This is a genomic window from Arthrobacter sp. SLBN-112 (genome assembly GCF_030944625.1).
Taxonomy (GTDB): Bacteria; Actinomycetota; Actinomycetes; order Actinomycetales; family Micrococcaceae; genus Arthrobacter.
In genome coordinates this window covers 4,216,800-4,233,706 of sequence record NZ_JAUSXY010000001.1, presented here as the reverse complement: position 1 = coordinate 4,233,706, position 16,907 = coordinate 4,216,800, and the positions used below count along the sequence as shown (strand labels likewise).

Annotated in this window: 12 protein-coding genes; 9 read left to right on the top strand and 3 right to left on the bottom strand. The window is 67.7% G+C overall.

The genetic code is table 11. From position 1 onward, the window contains the following. Window positions 1-90 precede the first annotated feature (90 nt). Window positions 91-2,667 (bottom strand): excinuclease ABC subunit UvrA, encoded by a 2,577-nt coding sequence (locus tag QF050_RS19600; RefSeq protein ID WP_308931933.1) that lies wholly within the window; start codon window positions 2,665-2,667, stop codon window positions 91-93. Window positions 2,668-2,715: 48 nt separating this feature from the next. Between QF050_RS19600 and QF050_RS19595 the strand changes: the two genes are divergently transcribed. From QF050_RS19595 to QF050_RS19585, 3 genes are all read left to right on the top strand, one after another. After that, on the top strand, window positions 2,716-3,777 hold the full coding sequence (locus QF050_RS19595) for an adenosine deaminase (RefSeq protein WP_308931932.1): 1,062 nt from the start codon (window positions 2,716-2,718) through the stop codon (window positions 3,775-3,777). Window positions 3,778-4,039: 262 nt separating this feature from the next. Beyond that, a complete protein-coding gene (locus QF050_RS19590) occupies window positions 4,040-4,972 on the top strand; it encodes a glycosidase (RefSeq protein ID WP_308931931.1) in 933 nt (310 codons plus the stop codon). Window positions 4,973-5,071: 99 nt separating this feature from the next. After that, a complete protein-coding gene (locus tag QF050_RS19585; RefSeq protein WP_308931930.1) occupies window positions 5,072-5,386 on the top strand; it encodes an acylphosphatase in 315 nt (104 codons plus the stop codon). Between the two features lie 86 nt (window positions 5,387-5,472). On the opposite strand, the gene QF050_RS19580 is transcribed toward QF050_RS19585, so the two are convergent. Both QF050_RS19580 and QF050_RS19575 read right to left on the bottom strand, forming a co-directional pair. After that, window positions 5,473-9,132, bottom strand: a complete 3,660-nt coding sequence (locus tag QF050_RS19580; protein ID WP_308931929.1) for a TM0106 family RecB-like putative nuclease — start codon at window positions 9,130-9,132, stop codon at window positions 5,473-5,475. Window positions 9,133-9,258: 126 nt separating this feature from the next. Next, window positions 9,259-9,984: a GntR family transcriptional regulator gene (locus QF050_RS19575; protein ID WP_308931928.1), complete on the bottom strand. Its 726-nt coding sequence runs from the start codon at window positions 9,982-9,984 to the stop codon at window positions 9,259-9,261. A 170-nt stretch (window positions 9,985-10,154) separates the two neighbouring features. Here QF050_RS19575 and QF050_RS19570 point away from each other — a divergent pair, with 170 nt between their 5' ends. The 6 genes from QF050_RS19570 (at window position 10,155) to eda (ending at window position 16,906) form a co-directional block, all read left to right on the top strand. Continuing rightward, a complete protein-coding gene (locus QF050_RS19570; protein WP_308931927.1) occupies window positions 10,155-11,540 on the top strand; it encodes an MFS transporter in 1,386 nt (461 codons plus the stop codon). After that, the gene (locus tag QF050_RS19565) at window positions 11,537-12,565 is read left to right on the top strand and encodes an L-idonate 5-dehydrogenase (protein ID WP_308931926.1); all 1,029 of its coding nucleotides are present in this window, start codon (window positions 11,537-11,539) and stop codon (window positions 12,563-12,565) included. Before QF050_RS19570 ends, QF050_RS19565 begins: the two co-directional genes overlap by 4 nt. 94 nt (window positions 12,566-12,659) lie before the next feature. Beyond that, window positions 12,660-13,871 carry a D-mannonate dehydratase ManD gene (gene manD / locus QF050_RS19560; RefSeq protein ID WP_308931925.1) on the top strand — a complete coding sequence of 404 codons (1,212 nt, stop codon included), beginning with the start codon at window positions 12,660-12,662 and terminating at the stop codon, window positions 13,869-13,871. Continuing rightward, entirely contained in the window at window positions 13,868-14,833 is a 966-nt protein-coding gene (locus QF050_RS19555; RefSeq protein WP_308931924.1) for a sugar kinase, read from the top strand. The genes manD and QF050_RS19555 overlap by 4 nt, the downstream gene beginning before the upstream one ends. Beyond that, window positions 14,821-16,287: a mannitol dehydrogenase family protein gene (locus tag QF050_RS19550; protein ID WP_308932222.1), complete on the top strand. Its 1,467-nt coding sequence runs from the start codon at window positions 14,821-14,823 to the stop codon at window positions 16,285-16,287. The genes QF050_RS19555 and QF050_RS19550 overlap by 13 nt, the downstream gene beginning before the upstream one ends. Further along, window positions 16,280-16,906: a bifunctional 4-hydroxy-2-oxoglutarate aldolase/2-dehydro-3-deoxy-phosphogluconate aldolase gene (eda, locus tag QF050_RS19545; RefSeq protein ID WP_308931923.1), complete on the top strand. Its 627-nt coding sequence runs from the start codon at window positions 16,280-16,282 to the stop codon at window positions 16,904-16,906. The genes QF050_RS19550 and eda overlap by 8 nt, the downstream gene beginning before the upstream one ends. The last annotated feature ends 1 nt before the right edge of the window (window position 16,907 follow it).

The following is a 16,907-nucleotide window of genomic DNA, read 5'->3' as shown; positions in this document are numbered from 1 at the left end:
GAGGTCAACGTCGGTGGCTGCCGCTGGGCAGTTCTGGTGGAGGCAGCACCGGGCAATCAAAAAGCCCGCCGTGCGGGCATGCATTTCACGCTAGGACATCGCCTTGGTGTTATCAAATCGGAACTTGCCCGGGTGTTGGCTGGCGGTTTCCTGACCGAGGGCGGCGGCCAGGTATGGAGCGGTCCGGCTCCCGGCGGACGTGGCGACGACGGCGGGTGTCCCGGCGGCCATGACGGCGCCGCCTTTGTCCCCTCCCGATGGCCCGAGGTCGATGACCCAGTCGGCCCCGGCAACAACGGCCATATCGTGTTCAACCACCACCACGGAGTTACCGGCGTCCACCAGGCCGTGGAGCTGCGCCATCAGCAGCTGGACGTCTGCAGGGTGCAGACCGGTGGTGGGTTCATCGAGCAGGTAGAGGGTGTGGCCGCGCTGCGCCCGCTGGAGCTCTGTGGCGAGTTTGATGCGTTGCGCCTCGCCGCCCGAAAGCTCCGTGGCAGGCTGTCCCAGCCGCAGGTAGCCCAGGCCAACGTCGCGCAGGCTCTTGAGGCTCCTCGCCGCGGCGGGCACGTCGGCCAGGAATTCGGAGGCGGCGTCCACCGTCATGGCCAGGAGCTGGGCCACGTTCAGGCCGCGGTACTCCACCTCCAGGGTTTCAGGGTTGTACCGGGACCCGCCGCACTCCGGACACGGGCCATAGCTGCCGGGCAGGAAGAGCAGTTCCACTGCCACAAACCCCTCGCCCTGGCAGGTCTCGCAGCGTCCGCCGGCCACGTTGAAGGAGAACCGCCCCGCACCGAAACCGCGGGCCCTGGCTTGCTCCGTGGCGGCAAATTCCTTGCGGACGGCGTCGAAGAGCCCCGTGTAGGTGGCCAGGTTGGAACGCGGCGTGCGGCCGATGGGCTTCTGGTCCACGGTCACCAGCCGGTCGATCCGGTGGCTGCCCGCCACGGCTCCCGGCCCGGGGGCTTCCGACGGTTCGTCCTGCCCCGCCTGGGCCTGGAGGCCGGAGCCCACCAGCCCGCCGAGCACCCCACCCACCAGGGTGGATTTTCCGGAGCCCGAAACGCCGGTGACCGCCGTCAGCACGCCCAAGGGAAACCGGACGTCCAGCCCGCGCAGGTTGTGCCGGGTGATGCCGCTCATTTCCAGCCACTCCGTCGCATCCCTGACCTGGCCGGTACCGGCACGGCCGCGCGGGGGCTGCACGCCGTCGTCGAACAGGTACGGCCTGGTGACTGACGCCTCAACCTCTGCGAGGCCGTCCACCGGGCCGCTGTAGAGCACCTCGCCGCCGCCTTCCCCTGCGCGGGGCCCCACGTCCACCAGCCAATCCGCCTGGCGGACAACGTCCATATTGTGCTCCACCACGAACACTGAGTTGCCGGACGATTTCAGCTGCTCCAGGACCGCCAGGAGGGGCTCGGCGTCGGCCGGGTGCAGCCCGGCGGAGGGCTCGTCCAGGACATAGATCACACCGAACAGGCCGGACCGCAGCTGGGTGGCGATCCGCAGCCGCTGCATCTCGCCGGGGGAGAGCGTAGGGGTGGAGCGGCCCAAGGCCAAATAGCCCAGCCCCAGGTCCAGCAGCACGGTAACGCGGTGCAGCAGGTCACGGGTGATGGCGACGGCCACCTCGTTGGACTCGCCGGAGGACTGCTTTCGGGACGCCGTCCCGGCTGAGCTCAGCTCGGTGGTGGGACGGATGATTTCCGCCAGCTCGGTCATCGGCACCGCATTGAGCTCGGCGATCGTGCGCCCCGCGAAGGTCACAGCGAGGGCCTCCGGGCGCAGGCCGCTGCCGCCGCAGCGGGGGCACGGGCCGGATTCCATGTACGCGAGCACGCGGTCGCGCATGGAAGCGCTCTGCGAATCAGCCAGCGTGTGCAGGACGTAGCTGCGGGCGCTCCAGTACCGGCCCTTGTACGGCTTGGCCACACGGTCGCGCTGCGGAGTGACTTCAACCACCGGCTGTTCCTCGGTGAAGAGGATCCAGTCCCGGTGCTTCTTCGGGAGCTTCCGCCAGGGGATGTCGACGTCGTAGCCCAGGTGCGTGAGGATGTCCCGCAGGTTCTTTCCCTGCCAGGCGCCGGGCCACGCGGCGATGGCACCGTCGCGGATGCTCAGCGACGGGTCCGGGACCAGCGAAGATTCGGTCACGGTATGCGCGACGCCCAGGCCGTGGCATTCCCTGCAGGCGCCCGCGGCCGTATTGGGGGAGAAGGCGTCCGAGTCCAGCTGCGTGCTGCCTTCAGGGTAGGTGCCGGCGCGCGAGAAGAGCATGCGCAGCGAGTTGGAGAGCGTGGTGACCGTCCCCACCGTTGACCTGCTGCTGGGTGCGCCGCGGCGTTGCTGGAGCGCGACGGCGGGTGGCAGCCCGCTGATCAGCTCCACCTTCGGGTTGTGGCCCTGCTGGATGAGGCGGCGGGCGTACGGGGCGACGGATTCGAAGTAGCGCCGCTGCGCCTCGGCGTAGATGGTGCCAAACGCCAGGGACGACTTGCCCGAGCCCGAGACGCCCGTGAACGCCACGATCGCATCACGGGGGACATCCACATCGACATTCCGGAGATTGTTCTCGCGCGCTCCCCGGACCCGGACAAAACCGTCCGCAGCGGGGGTGGGAGCCGGATCCTGCAGGTCATAAGTGTGCTTGGCGTTCTGCATTGGTTCGACTCTAGTGGTGATTCGGGCGCCGGGCATTATCCTGTCCGGATGGAAACCTACGCCGGCGGCAGCACCATGCCCGAATCCGAAACGGCCCCCGCGGAACCCGCGGTCCCCGCCAAGCCCCTCCCGGTGGCCGAACTGCACCTGCACATCGAAGGTACGCTTCAGCCCGAGCTCATCTTTGCCTTGGCCGAGCGCAACGGCATCGTCCTGCCGTACTCCGGGTTGGAAGAACTCCGGGAAAAGTATGAGTTCACTGACCTGCAGTCTTTCCTGGACCTCTACTACGCCAACATGGGCGTCCTGCAAACCGAGCAGGACTTCGCGGACATGACCCGTGCCTACCTTGAGCGGGCAGCTGCCGCCGGCGTCCGGCACGCCGAAATCATGATGGACCCGCAGGCGCACCTGTCCCGCGGGATCCCGCTGGAAGCATGCGTCAATGGCGTGGCTTCCGTCCTGGCCACGTCCCGGGAGGTGTACGGCATCTCCACCGTCCTCATCGCCGCCTTCCTGCGGGATCTTCCGGAAGACTCAGCCCTGGAAGTCCTGGACCGGCTGCTGGCCATGAACGCGCCCATCGGAGCCATCGGCCTGGACTCGGCAGAGGTCGGAAACCCGCCTTCGAAGTTCGAGCGGCTCTATGCGAAGGCCCGCGAGGCCGGACTGCGGCTGACGGCGCACGCAGGGGAGGAGGGCCCGGCGTCGTACATCATCGAGGCCCTGGACCTCTTGGGCGTGGAGCGCATCGACCACGGAATCCGTTGCATGGATGACCCGGACCTTGTGGAGCGCCTCGTCGACGCCCGGGTTCCCCTCACCGTCTGCCCGCTGTCCAACGTCCGGTTGCGTGCGGTGGACACCCTGGCTGACCATCCGTTGCCTGCCATGCTGGCCGCGGGACTGAACGTCTCGGTCAATTCGGACGACCCCGCCTACTTTGGCGGCTACGTGGATGACAACTTTGCGCAACTGGCAGCCGTGTTTGAGCTGTCCGACTTCGACAGGGCCCGCCTGGCTGCCAACTCCATCCACTCTTCCTTCGCATCGGAGGAACGGAAAGCCGAGCTGCTGGAAGAATTGAACGGCCGGGAAGTCACCGCCTAAGTACCCACTGTGTCAGGGGCAACAGCGGGGCTCCCGGGCCGGTAAACTGGGAGCCGCAGGCGTGTCTGGGGAGTGCAGGGCAGCACCCATGTCGGCGCTTGGGGGTTATGCAGCAGGCCCTTACCCGAGACCTCCGCCTCACTTGGGGCACGATCCGCTTCATAGTCGGTCACGACACGCAGAGTTAACCAATTAAAGTCGCGCGATTTAATAGGCAGTTGGCAAGATGCCTAAGACCGATCGCTTTTATATAAGGGGAATCATGGCCAAGTCCACCGCAGAAAACACCTATCTTCGTCTCAAGACCGTCCTGGATGTCCTGACCGAAGGCGTGTGGTCCGGCGATGCACTGAATGCTGGCCAGGTCCTGGCGGAAGCGACTGCCCGCGTGCCGTTCAACGAACACGAGGCCGAGCTCCTCAGCGGCGGCATTCCCCGAGGCCACAAGACCCTTACCTCGGCGACCGCCAAGCTGGTCAAGGCCGGCTGGCTGGTCAAGGGCCGCACCGGCTGGACCATTACCGAGGATGGGATGCGTGCCACAGTCGCCTTCCCCGACGCGGTTTCGTTCGCATCAGCGCTCGACGCCGGCACGCCCGTTCCTGCCGACACCCCGGTCCCCACGGCTCCGGAAGGCTTTGTCCGCCCGGTCTCCGCCGCCGCTTCCGTTCTGGAGGTCCCGGCCAAGGATGATGCCACGGCGGCGAAGAAGGCTCCTGCCCGGAAAGCGCCGGCCAAGAAGGCGGCCGCCGCGGTGGGCAAGGCCGCCAAGGCCATCGAAGACGCCGTCGAACCCGTGGTGAAGGCTGTCCGAAAGAAGGCCCCGGCGAAGGCCAAGGCCGAAACTGCCGTGCCTGCAACCGAGCCGTTCGAGGGTCCGGACGTCGAAACCCTCCCGCAGCCGGAGGCCGTGGCCTTGGCCGGCGACTTCAACACCATCCTGGGTGCACCGGAGAACTGGGCGCCGCAGTACGACGAAGCGCAGATGGAGTTCGATTTCCTGGACCAGCTGTGGAAGAAGAGCGCCGAGCTTCCTGCCGGCTACTACACCTTCAAGATCGCCCTGAACCGCTCCTGGGAAGAAAACTACGGCGCCTTCGGGGCATTCGATGGCCCCAACCACGAACTGCACCACGCCGGCGGTACGGTGACCATCCGCTACAACCACGCCACCCGCGACATCACCATCAACTAGCTGGTACCTCCTCCCGGCCGGGGCACGCAGCGTCAGGAACCGCGGTTTCAGTGCGTGCCGCCCGGCCGGGAGGGGTTGCCGGTCCCGAGGAGGAACGCCATGGGCAGGCACGCAGGTGCACCGCAGGACGGTTCGGCGCAGGATGCCGTGCGGCTGGACGCGCGGGTGTTCGGCATGGTCCAAGGTGTGGGCTTCCGGTACTGGACCATGGCCAAAGCGGAGGAGCTGGGGTTGTCCGGTGAGGTGACAAACCTCGACGACGGTTCAGTGTCAGTCCTTGCCGAAGGCCCCGAGCCCAAGGTTCGGCAGCTCCTGGAATGGCTCAACTCCGGCAGCACTCCCGGCCGGGTGGAACGGGTGGACGGGGCGACGTCACAAGCCGGGGGACACTTCCGCGGTTTCCGGGCACACTGACCGTCCCTTCCCGTCCAGCAGACAGGCCCCTGCTGAAAAAACAGACAGCGCTGGACAAGCAGGATTCGCTGGAAAAAACGCCGCGCCTACTCCCGCGGGCTGAGGCCGATGAATGCGCCCAGCTCCTCCAGTGCCGCCGGTTTGTGCGGCATATAGCTGGTGAGTTCGGGGGAGCGGATAATGACGGCCCGCCATTGACCGCGTGACACTGCCACGTTGATCCGGTTCCGGTTCAGCAGGAATTCCGCGCCGCGTGGAGCCTCCGCTACCGCCGAGCAGGCCATGGAGACGAACACCACCGGCGCTTCCTGGCCTTGGAACTTGTCCACGGTGCCCACCCGTACCTCCGGCAGCCCGGCTTCCGCCAACGCTTTCCGGACCAGGTGCACCTGGGCGTTGTAGGCGGCCACCACCAGCAGGTCCTGTTGCTCGAGCGGACGGGACCCTGAATCCGGGCCGCACTTCCACTTCAGGCCGAGATGGCGGCGGGCCTGGCGCACCACTTCCTCTGCTTCCTCCTTGGAAGCCGTAGCGTTGCCGCTGTGGTTGACGAACACCGTCTCCACCCCGGGCGGCAGCCCGTCGAGTTCACGCAGGCCCGCGGCCGGTGCGGACTGCAGCTTTCCGTCGTAGCTGAGGTTCGAGACCGCCGTGCACAGCTCCGGGTGCATTCGCCAGGTGTCGGCGAGGAAGTAGCCCAGGCTCGCGGGAAGGGTTGCATGCCCGGCCGCGAGCCAGCCCAGGGCAGACTCGTCCACGGGCTCCGGATGAGCCCCCTGGGTGACCTGCGGCAGCTGCTGGGGATCACCCAACAGGAGCAGCCGGTTTGCAGCGCGGGACACGGCAAGCGTGTTGGCCAGCGAGAACTGCCCGGCCTCGTCGATCACCAGCAGGTCCAAGGACCCTGCGGGGACTTCCTTGCCGGTCATAGTCCACGCGGTGCCGCCCACCAGGCAGCCGCCCGGTGTGGCCAGCAGGCGGCTGACGTCGCGATCGTCCGTTGCTGCCCACGGGACCGGGTGGGGCGCGGCGAGCTTCTTGGCCACAACGGAAGGGTCGACTCCGCCGGCCTCGATGGCGCGGCAGAGCAGGTTTTCAACCACGTTGTGCGACTGCGCGACCACGCCTACCTTCCATCCCTCCCGCACCAACTGGCCGATCACGTGCGCACCGATGTGGGTCTTGCCTGTACCCGGCGGCCCCTGGACAGCCAGGTACGAAGCATCGAGGTCCCGCAGGGATTCGGCAATGGCTGCGGCATAGTCGGCCGCCCCGTCCTCCCGGTGGCGCACTTCAGCGGGGGCGCCCAAGCTGCGGAACCGCGGGGGCAGCTTGCGCAGGATGTCCAGGCCCGGCTGTGCGGGCAGGCCCGGCACGGTGGATCCGACGGACCGGGCAAGTTCCGCGATGGCGGCCTCGATGTTGTCTGTTGGTATGGGCGTATCCTCGGTCAGCGCTATCGGGAGATGTGGGTAGGCGGCGACCTTCCTGGATTCCCGCTCAGAGATGGTGATGATGGTGTGTTCCGGGTTGTCCGGAGCCGCCGTGAGATCGTGGATGCGGGTCTTGAAGGCATACGCCCGGGCCTGTGGGGCCGCGTTTGGGGCAGCCATGCCCTCGGGGGCGGGAGCGTCGTAGAGCCGGCACCAGTGGGAATCGACGCGGAAATCGGAGCCTTCCGTCATGGTTCCGCGGAGCTTCAGGACCCGGGTGCGCATCCGTTCGCGTGGTTTGGCCAGGGCCCAGTCGGACATGACTTCCGCCGATGACACCACGAACACGTTCCGCTGGTCCGACCAGTTCTCCACGGGCGCTTCGACTCGGTCGAAGTGCTGCCACCAGAACTGCTTCCGTTCGCGCCGGTGGTACCCGGTGGCCGCTGCAACCATGGCGACCGCCCGCTCGTCAGCGGTCCAGGGCCGGTCATCGGGAAGGCCCGCCAAGTACTCGCGCAGCTGCACTTCCTCCGGGGTTTCGTCCGGCGGCTGCGGGAGATCGTCGTCGGCGGGAAGTACGGCCGGCACCGCCGCGGCCGCCGGCAGTCCAGCGGCGTTCGCCGGCAGCCCGGCGGATCCGGTGTCCTTCGCTGCTTGGGGGGCGATCTCCAGCAGCCAGTCCCGGAGCCGAAGGGTGGAAAGGCAGTCGTACTGGTTGTAGTCCGAAATGGAATCCAGGATCGCTTCTGCTGCCTCTTGGCGGCCGGCATCCCGCGCGGCACAGTAGGCGGCATAGGCCACCACGGAGGCGCCGGCGTCCTTGACGTCCCCGGACCGCAGGTTGTCTCCCATGTACAGCGGTTCCAGTTTCTTGATGGAATACGAGGCCTCGGAGATCCGGATGGAATGCCGAACGGTGGCGTACAGGTCCACCAGCAGTCCCTGCCGGAGCCAGTGGTCCACTGTGTCCTCGCCGGCCTGGTGCACGAGCGAAAGGTTCCGCAGGGCTGTTTTTTCGTAGGCGGCGTAGTGATAGACGTGCATGTCCGGGTACTGGGCGCGCCGCTTCTCCACGTAACCCAGGAACTCCAGGAAGGCGCGGCGTTCGCCGGATCGGGAATGCGCCCAGAACGGACGGAATACCGGCGCACTTCCGGTGTCCGCCGCAGGGGCCTCGACAACACCGAAGAGGTACTCGATGCCCCACGCGCCGGTGGCTGGATCCTGCCAGAGCGGATCGCCTTCGAAGTCGAAGAAGATGTCTCCGGCGCTCGGAGCGGGAAGCGAACCGATCGCGTTGTCCGCAAGGACTGTATAGGAGACCGTGTGGGGCTGCCCGTCCTTGGTGAACGTGCGGGAACCGGCGGCGGTGTCCAGGCCCAGCTGCATCCGGGCCTGAGCGCGGAGGCGGGCAAGTGAGCCCTGTGTATCCGGGGCGGCCATCGCCGCGAGCTGGTCAATTGTGGTGATGTTGGCGGCGTGAAGTTTGCGTCGTTGGACAACGGACATCCCCGCGACCATCAGCACGTCCCGGTGGAGCGTCACCTGCTCGGCGCAGTAGTCGCAGCGGCCGCAATGCACGACGCCGGGCTGTTGCCATTGCACGGGGACGTCTGCGGCGCGGTGGCCGGCCGTAAGGTGCCGGAAACGGCGGCGCCGCTCACGGAAGACGGGAAGCAGGTCCGGCAGTGAATGGCTGCTTCGGAGCCAGTCCTCGCCCACCCGGGTGCCGAGCACCAGTGTGACCACGGGCGAGGGTTCCAGCCCCATTCCCAGCAGTTGGTCGCCGTATGCGGCGAGCTGCAGCAGCGCTCCTACCTTGGCGTGCCGGGCAAGTTTGGTGTCCCAAACCTCGTAGCGGCCCGGGTTTCCGGTGCCTGCGGCCTCGTTCACCAGAAAGTCGGCGTAGCCCAGGAACTCGCCGTCGAAGAAGGTTGCCTGGAACACCACGTCTGCGCCGGAGCGGAGGGCAAGTTCGGTTTCCGCGTGCTTTGCCTGCAGCTCACCGCGGAGGTTCTGGCCGCGCTCCAGGGAGTAGACCCCCGCGCCACGGCCGGCATCCCACTGGCCATACTTGGCCAGCAGGCTCGCAAGTACGGTCTGCTCATGCTGGTCGCCCAACCGGCCTGCGCGCTGCTGCATTTCGTCAGCAGGGAACTCCGCTTTGGCCGCGCGGCCCAGTTTTTCGTCCAGCACGCGGAGCGTGCGGTACTCGCACTCGCTGGCGGCCACGAGGTCGCTGGCTGAAAAGACCAAGTCCGGGGCCACGCGGGAACCGCTGTCAACACCGGCAGCTTCAAGCAGGAACACAGCGCCTCCCCATCGATGGCCTGGGCAGGGAACGCTTTCCTGGCCAGGTTTGAACCTGCTCCAAACGTAGCAAGAGGGTCGGACAAACGGGCAATACCAGCTTGCCGGACCTCCCCCCAAAAGAGGTTAAGCCAGCCGTGCCACGCTGCGCCGGGACGGACGGCGTGCCTCGCCGTCCGAAAACAGCTCCGGTGTGGCTTCCTGGATCCGCTGGACGTCCTCGAAGACTGCGCGGAGATGGAGGCGGAGGCTGCTGTCCGCATCCCGGAGGTTGTTGGCCTCCAACGCGTCGACCACGGCGGTGTGCTGCTCGATCAAGGTGGACACCGGCCGTGTATCCAACAGGCTCATCCGGCGCGCACGGTCCAGGTGCGCCTTGGCGGAGTTCACGGCGGCCCAGGCTGATTCATGTCCCGCAAGGCGCAGGAGTTCGCGGTGGAAATCTTCGTCCAAACGGAAGAATTCCTCCACGTCGTCCTTGGCGTCGGCATCGGACTGTGCCTGCAGGATGGTCCGCAGTCCAGCGATGCCGTCACTGTCAACTGCAAGGTCCCGCAGGGAGGCGCACTCGATGGCCTCCCTGACGAACTGCGCTTCCGAGACACGCCCCAAGTCGACCAGGGAGACGAACGAACCGATCTGGGGGAACACCTGAACGAGCCCTTCCTCACGAAGCAGGATGAGGCTTTCGCGGACCGGAGTGCGGCTGACGCCCAGCTCCTGGGCCAGTTCGTTCTCGGACAACGGCTCGCCAGGGGGCAACTGCAGCGAAATGATCCTGCGTCGGAGCGTTTCAAGGGTCTGGTCGCGCACCGAAAGCCGGGGGGTAGCGCCTCGTTTATCCGTTGCCATGCCTTCAGTCTAACCTGTTGACACACTAGAATGGTAGTGCTTGTATGGTAGTTGAACCCGCCGACGACGGTCCCTGTTGTCCGCACTCAGCGGCGCCGGATACGGCAGCCCCGCATACCCCCGGTAACGCTTCATCCCCATCCACAGCATCACCTGCAAAGGAGCAACTGATGACCGAAAGCATTGCGCCCCCAACCTCCCGCCAGGCGGAGGCTGCACGCACCCGCGACCTCGCCAAGGTCGCCGTCTCCGGCTGGCTTGGCACGGCCATGGAATTCATGGACTTCCAGCTGTACTCCCTGGCGGCCGCCATCGTCTTCAACAAGATCTTCTTCCCGGACGTCAGCCCCGTCATCGGCTTGATTGCCGCCATGGCCACCTACGGCGTCGGCTATGTTGCCCGCCTGTTCGGGGCCGTGTACTTCGGCCGCATGGGTGACCGGATCGGCCGCAAAAAGGTCCTCTACATCACCATCGCCTTGATGGGCGCCTCCACCACCCTCATCGGCGTGCTGCCCACCTACGCCATGGTGGGCATCTGGGCCCCCATCCTCCTGGTGGCCCTGCGCCTCATCCAGGGCTTTGGTGCGGGCGCGGAGATCGCAGGTGCCACGGTCATGCTCGCGGAATTCGCCTCCGCCCGCCGCCGCGGCATCATCTCCTCGCTGGTCTGCCTGGGCACCAACTCCGGAACCCTCGGCGCCTCCGCCCTGTGGGCCATCCTGGTGTCATCGCTGTCCCAGGACCAGCTCCTGAGCTGGGGCTGGCGCATCCCGTTCCTGGCCAGTTTCGTCATCATGCTGTTCGCCATCTGGATCCGGCGCTCCATCAAGGAAAGCCCGGTCTTCGAAGAGCGCGCTGACGTAGTGGACGGCGTTGCACTGTCCAAGCGCGAAATCGCCGCGGCAGAGGAACTCGCCAAGACAAGCACTATCGAAGCGGCCCTGCACCAGAAGAAGGGCAAGGCGTTCCTGATTGCATTGGGCCTGCGCTTCGGCCAGGCCGGCAACTCCGGACTGGTGCAGACCTTCCTGGTGGGCTACCTGGCCACGGTCCTGCTGGCAGACAAGAGCGTGGGCACCAACGCGATCATGTATGGCTCGCTCCTCGGCTTCGTCACCATCCCGGTAGTCGGGCTCCTGGGAGACCGTTTCGGCCGCCGACCGCTGTACCTGATTCTGAGTGCCCTCACCGCCATCTATGCCATCCCGATGATGCTGATGATCACCAGCGGCAATCCGACGGTCATCACCATCGCCATGGTCATTGGACTGAACCTTGGCGTCCTGGGCCTGTTCGCCATGGAAAGCGTGACCATGGCCGAATTCTTCGGAGCCCGCACCCGTTTCACCCAGCTTGCCCTGGCCAAGGAAATCGGCGGCATCCTGGCCACCGCGATCGGTCCGTTGCTGGCAGCCACCCTCACCGCGGTGACCGGACACTGGTGGCCGCTCGCCGCGATGCTCATCGGCTACTCGCTGATCACCCTGGTTTCCGCCGCCGTCGGCCCGGAGGTCCGTGGCCGCGACATGGTCCGGCTTGAGGACGCAGTATGAAGGCGGTCGTCGTCCACGGCGCCAACGACCTGCGCATCGATGACCGGCCGGAACCGGTTGCCGGGCCGGGGGAAGTAGTGCTCGACGTCGAATGGGGCGGCATCTGCGGAAGTGACCTTTCGTACTGGCGTCACGGAGCATCCGGGACGGCGGCGCTGAAGTCACCGCTCGTCCTGGGCCACGAGGTTGCCGGCCGGATCGCCCAGCTGGGCGCCGGCGTCGACCATCTCGAGGTGGGCCAGCCCGTCACCGTGCACCCGGCCGAACTGGTGGGGGACGGCACTATGCCGGAACGCCTGCGCGGCCGGACCAACCTGTACCCGCAGATCCGGTACTTCGGGTCGGCGGCATTCGACCCGCACACGGACGGCGGCTTCAGCGAACGGAAGCTCGCCAAGGCGTTCCAGGTCCGTGCCCTGCCCGACGGCGTGGACACCCTCCGCGGGGCCCTGGCGGAACCACTCGCCGTCGCGATGCATGCCGTCAGCCGCGCCGGCAACCTCCAAGGGCGCGATGTGCTGGTCAACGGTGCGGGACCCATCGGATCGCTCGTGGCCGCGGCCGCCAAGTACGCCGGGGCCCGGACCGTGACCGCCACCGACATCAGCGACGCGTCGCTGCGGATCGCCAAGGCCATGGGGGCGGACGAGGTCCTCAACGTCTCCGGCAATCCACTGCCGGCCGACGTGGAACTCGTCTTCGAAGCCACCGGCATCCCGGCAGTTCTGGGCGGGGTCCTTCGTGCCACCGCCCGCGGCGGGACAGTCGTCCAGGTGGGCAACCTGCCAGGCACGCCGGCGCCGGCGGCGCTGGGCGACCTGGTCACGCGGGAGATCACCTGGATCGGGTCCTACCGGTTCGTGGACGAAATCACCGACGCCCTGCACGCCATGGCAAACGGGCTGGACGTCTCGCCCGTCATTACCCACAAATTCGGCATCGACGAGGCACAGCAGGCCATGCAAACCGCCGCGGACCCCGCCGCGGGCAGCAGCAAGGTCATGCTCCACCTCGGCGGATCCTGAACCACCACCCACCCCGCAGCCGTTGCCGTCCCGGTCCGCCGGAACGGCAACGGCCGCGATCCAGCTTGCCCAACCACCACCTGAAGGACTCCCAGTGAAGATCACCGACGCACGGGTTGTGGTTTCGTCACCCGGACGGAACTACGTCACGCTCGTTATCGAAACCGAGGACGGCGTCACCGGCGTCGGCGACGCCACCCTCAACGGCCGCGAGCTGGCAGTAGCCTCCTACCTCTCCGAACACCTGTGCCCGCTGCTGATCGGCCGCGACGCCCGGCGCATCGAAGATGCCTGGCAGTACTTCTACAAGGGCGCCTACTGGCGCCGCGGTCCGGTGACCATGACCGCCATCGCCGCGATCGACGTCGCGCTCTGGGACATCAAGGGCAAAGCGGCCGGGATGCCGGTCTACGAACTCCTGGGCGGGGCCGCGCGCGAAGGCGTGATGGTGTACGGCCACGCCAGCGGCACTACCCTGGAGGACCTCAGCGCCGACTTCCAGCACCACCTGGACCTGGGCTACAAGGCGATCCGCGCCCAGGCAGCCGTGCCGGGCCTGGACAAGACCTATGGCATCGCCCCTGTGGACGGCAAACTGTACGAACCGGCCAGCGGCAACGTGCCGCAGGAAGACACCTGGGAAACCACTGCCTACCTGGACTTTGCGCCGAAGATGATGGCGCACGTCCGCGACCAGTTCGGCTACGGCGTCCACGTCCTGCACGACGTCCACCACCGGCTGACCCCCATCGAAGCCGGCCGGCTGGGCGCCTCGCTGGAGCAGTACCGGCCGTTCTGGATCGAGGATCCGACGCCGGCCGAGGACCAGTCGGCGTTCCGCCTGATCCGCCAGCACACCACCACGCCGGTTGCTGTCGGTGAGGTGTTCAACTCCATCTGGGACTGCCAGCAGCTCATCACCGAACGCCTGATCGACTACATCCGCACCTCCGTCTCGCACGCCGGCGGCATCACGCACCTGCGCCGGATCTTCTCCCTCGCCGACCTCTACGGCGTCCGTTCCGGCTCGCACGGTGCCGGCGATCTGTCCCCGGTGTCCTTCGCCGCAGCGCTGCACGTGGACATGTCCATCCCGAACTTCGGCATCCAGGAATACATGGGCCACCGCGACCCCGCAGGCGAAGTCTTCAAGACCTCGTACACCTTCGCGGACGGCTACATGCATCCGGGCGACGCCCCCGGGCTGGGCGTAGAGTTCAACGAGGAAGCCGCCGCGCGGTTCCCCTTCGACCCCAAGTACCTGCCGGTCAACCGGCGCCTGGACGGATCGGTGCACGACTGGTGAACACTGCAGCCCACGAAACCTATGACGTGGTGGTGATGGGGGAGATCCTCGTCGAAGTCGCCACCGACCAGCCCTTCGCCCACGGCGTTCCAGCCCGGTTGGGCGTCTCCGGAGACGCCCTCAACGTTGCCGCGGCGGCCGCAGCCGCGGGTGCCAGGGTGGGCCTGCTGTCCGTGCTCACCGACGACGACCTGGGGCAGGCCATCGCAGCCCGGATCGCCGAGCTGGGCATCTCCACCAATCTGTTGACGTACCGGCGCGGGCAACAAGGCGTCTACCTGGTGCACAGCGACCCCGACGGCGAGCGCGAATTCTCCTACGCCCGCAGCGGCAGCGTCGGCTCCACCTTGGGACCGGACGACGTCGACCCGGACGTTTTCGCCGCGGCCGGCGCCGTGGTGGCGGGCGGCATTGCCTGCGCCATTTCGACGACGGCACGCGCCGCCGTCGTCAAGGCCGCCTCCCTGGCCACGCGCTTTGTCTACGATCCCAACTTCCGGCCCCGGCTCACCACCGTGGCGGACGCGGCGGCGGCACTGACCGAACTTGCCCCGCAGGCCTTCCTGGTGACGCCCTCGTTCCCGGGGGAGACGGCTGCCCTGCTGGGGGTGTCCACTCCCCAGGAGGCCGTGGCCACACTGCGCTCGCTGGGCGCCAACGCGGTGGCCGTCACCTGCGGTGCCAAGGGGGTCCAGCTCGACTCCGGCGTGGACTCGGTATGGGTGCAGGCGATTCCGGCGCCCGCGGTGGTGGACCAGACGGGTGCCGGGGACGCGTTCGTGGGCACGCTCACCGCACGCCTGGTGCTGGGAGACGACTTCCCGACGGCGGCGCGGTACGGTGCTGCCGCCTCCTCGCTGGTGGTGGGGGGCAAGGGCGGCACGGGCTTCATCCCCACGTTCGAGCAGACCCGTGCCCACGCCGCGGCCTCCTCAAAGGGGGCCGTGTCATCGAACGCCTGAGCAACCTGTCGCTGGCCGCCGGCGGCCGGAAACCTGCCCTGGAGAGGAACCGGCTGGAACCCGGGATCGTCCACCTCGGCCTGGGTGCCTTCGCCCGCGCCCACACCGCCGTTTTCACCGAGGACGCGATGCTGGCTGCCAACGATCTCCGGTGGGGGATCGTCGGCGTCACCCAGCGCTCGGATACCGTGGCCCGCCAGTTGACGCCGCAGGATGGCCTCTTCACCGTGGCCGAACGCGGCGAAGGCGCCGCCCCGCTGCGGGTGGTCTCCACCATCGTCGAAGCCATCTCCGGCCGGGACAACCCGGAACTGGTCGTGGACCGGATCGGCGCCCCTGCCACGAAGATCGTCACCCTCACCATCACCGAGAAGGGCTACCGGTTCGATCCGCAATCGCGGACGCTCGACCTGAACGATCCCGACGTCCAAGCCGACCTGGCCGGCCGGCCGCCGGTGACCGCCATCGGGCAGGTCGTGCGCGGGCTCCAGCAGCGGGCAACGACCGGCGCCGGACCCGTCACGGTGCTTTCCTGCGACAACCTTCCGGCCAACGGGGAACTGACGGCGACCCTCGCCACGGGCTTTGCGGCGGCCCTGCCTGCGACCGAAAGCGAACCCCTGCTGGCGTGGATGCGGGAAAACGTGACGTTCCCGTCCACCATGGTGGACCGGATGGTGCCCGCCACCACGGAAGGCGACCTGGCCGCCGTCGAACACGAACTCGGCGTACGGGACGAGGCCGCAGTGGTGGCCGAAACCTTCAAGCAATGGGTCATGGAGGACAACTTCCCCGCAGGCCGCCCGCGCTGGGAGGATGCGGGCGCCCTGTTCAGCGACGACGTCGCCGCCTGGGAATCGGCCAAGCTGCGGCTGCTCAACGCCAGCCATTCGATGCTGGCCTACCTCGGCCTCCTCGCCGGCAAGGAAACCATCAGCGATGCCGTGGCCGTGGAGGCGTTCCGCACCGCCTGCCGGCGCATGATGCTGGAGGAGGCCCTGCCCAGCATCACCCTCCCGGCCGGGCTTGCCGGGGAGCAGTACTGCGATGAGGTGCTCCGCCGGTTCGCCAACCCGGCGCTGGGCCACACCACGGCCAAGGTGGGCAGTGACGGTTCACAGAAAGTCGGGCTGCGGCTGCTCACCACCGTCCGGGGAACGCTCGACGCCGGCCGCACGCCGCGGTGGGCAGCGCTCGCCGTTGCCGCGTGGATGCAGCACGTGGCCGGCACTCCCGCAGCAGACCTGAACGATCCCTTGGCGCAGGAGCTGCAGGCCGCGCTCCCTGCCCACCGCACCGCGGACACCGTGGTGCCGGCACTGCTGGGGTTCCGGCCCGTCGTCGAGCCTGCCCTCGCGGGGAACAAGGACTTCCGGGACCTGCTGCTGCACTGGTACCGCATCATCGAAACCAACGGGCCGGACGGCCTGGGAAATGAGATCAACCATGGCTGACGCATCAGGTGTCCTCAGCGTTTCACCGGTCATCCCGGTGGTCACCATCGACGACCCGCAGGACGCGGTGCCCCTGGCACGGGCGCTGGTGGACGGCGGCGTGAAGATCATCGAGCTGACCTTGCGGACCGAGTCCGCGCTGACCTCGCTGAAACTGATAGCCGAAGAGGTCCCGGACATCCTGGTGGGTGCCGGCACCGTCCTCACGCCCGCCCAGGCCGATGCCGCAGTGCTGGCGGGCGCCGCCTTCCTGGTCAGCCCCGGCATCACCCCCGCGCTGCTCACCCACATGCTGTCGCTGGACGTCCCGGTGCTGCCCGGCGTCGCCACCGTTGGCGAAGTCCTGGCCGTCCTGGAAGCCGGACTGGACGCGATGAAGTTCTTCCCCGCCGGGCCGGCAGGCGGTCCGCCCTACCTGGCCGCCATCGGCGCGCCCATCCCGCACGTCCAGTTCTGCCCCACCGGAGGCATCAGCCTGGCCACCGCTCCGGACTATCTCAAGCTGCCCAACGTGGCCTGCGTGGGCGGCAGCTGGCTGACCCCGGCAGACGCCGTCGCGGCCAAGGACTGGGGCCGGGTCACCGGCCTGGCCAGGGGCGCTGCCGCCCTCAGCCGGTAGG

Bases quoted from the DNA above. Each gene is read 5' to 3' on its own strand.
- QF050_RS19565 (WP_308931926.1), top strand. From the start codon at position 11,537: ATGAAGGCGGTCGTCGTCCACGGCGCCAACGACCTGCGCATCGATGAC.
- QF050_RS19600 (WP_308931933.1), bottom strand. From the start codon at position 2,667: ATGCAGAACGCCAAGCACACTTATGACCTGCAGGATCCGGCTCCCACC.
- QF050_RS19590 (WP_308931931.1), top strand. From the start codon at position 4,040: ATGGCCAAGTCCACCGCAGAAAACACCTATCTTCGTCTCAAGACCGTC.
- QF050_RS19595 (WP_308931932.1), top strand. From the start codon at position 2,716: ATGGAAACCTACGCCGGCGGCAGCACCATGCCCGAATCCGAAACGGCC.
- QF050_RS19575 (WP_308931928.1), bottom strand. From the start codon at position 9,984: ATGGCAACGGATAAACGAGGCGCTACCCCCCGGCTTTCGGTGCGCGAC.
- eda (WP_308931923.1), top strand. From the start codon at position 16,280: ATGGCTGACGCATCAGGTGTCCTCAGCGTTTCACCGGTCATCCCGGTG.
- QF050_RS19570 (WP_308931927.1), top strand. From the start codon at position 10,155: ATGACCGAAAGCATTGCGCCCCCAACCTCCCGCCAGGCGGAGGCTGCA.
- QF050_RS19585 (WP_308931930.1), top strand. From the start codon at position 5,072: ATGGGCAGGCACGCAGGTGCACCGCAGGACGGTTCGGCGCAGGATGCC.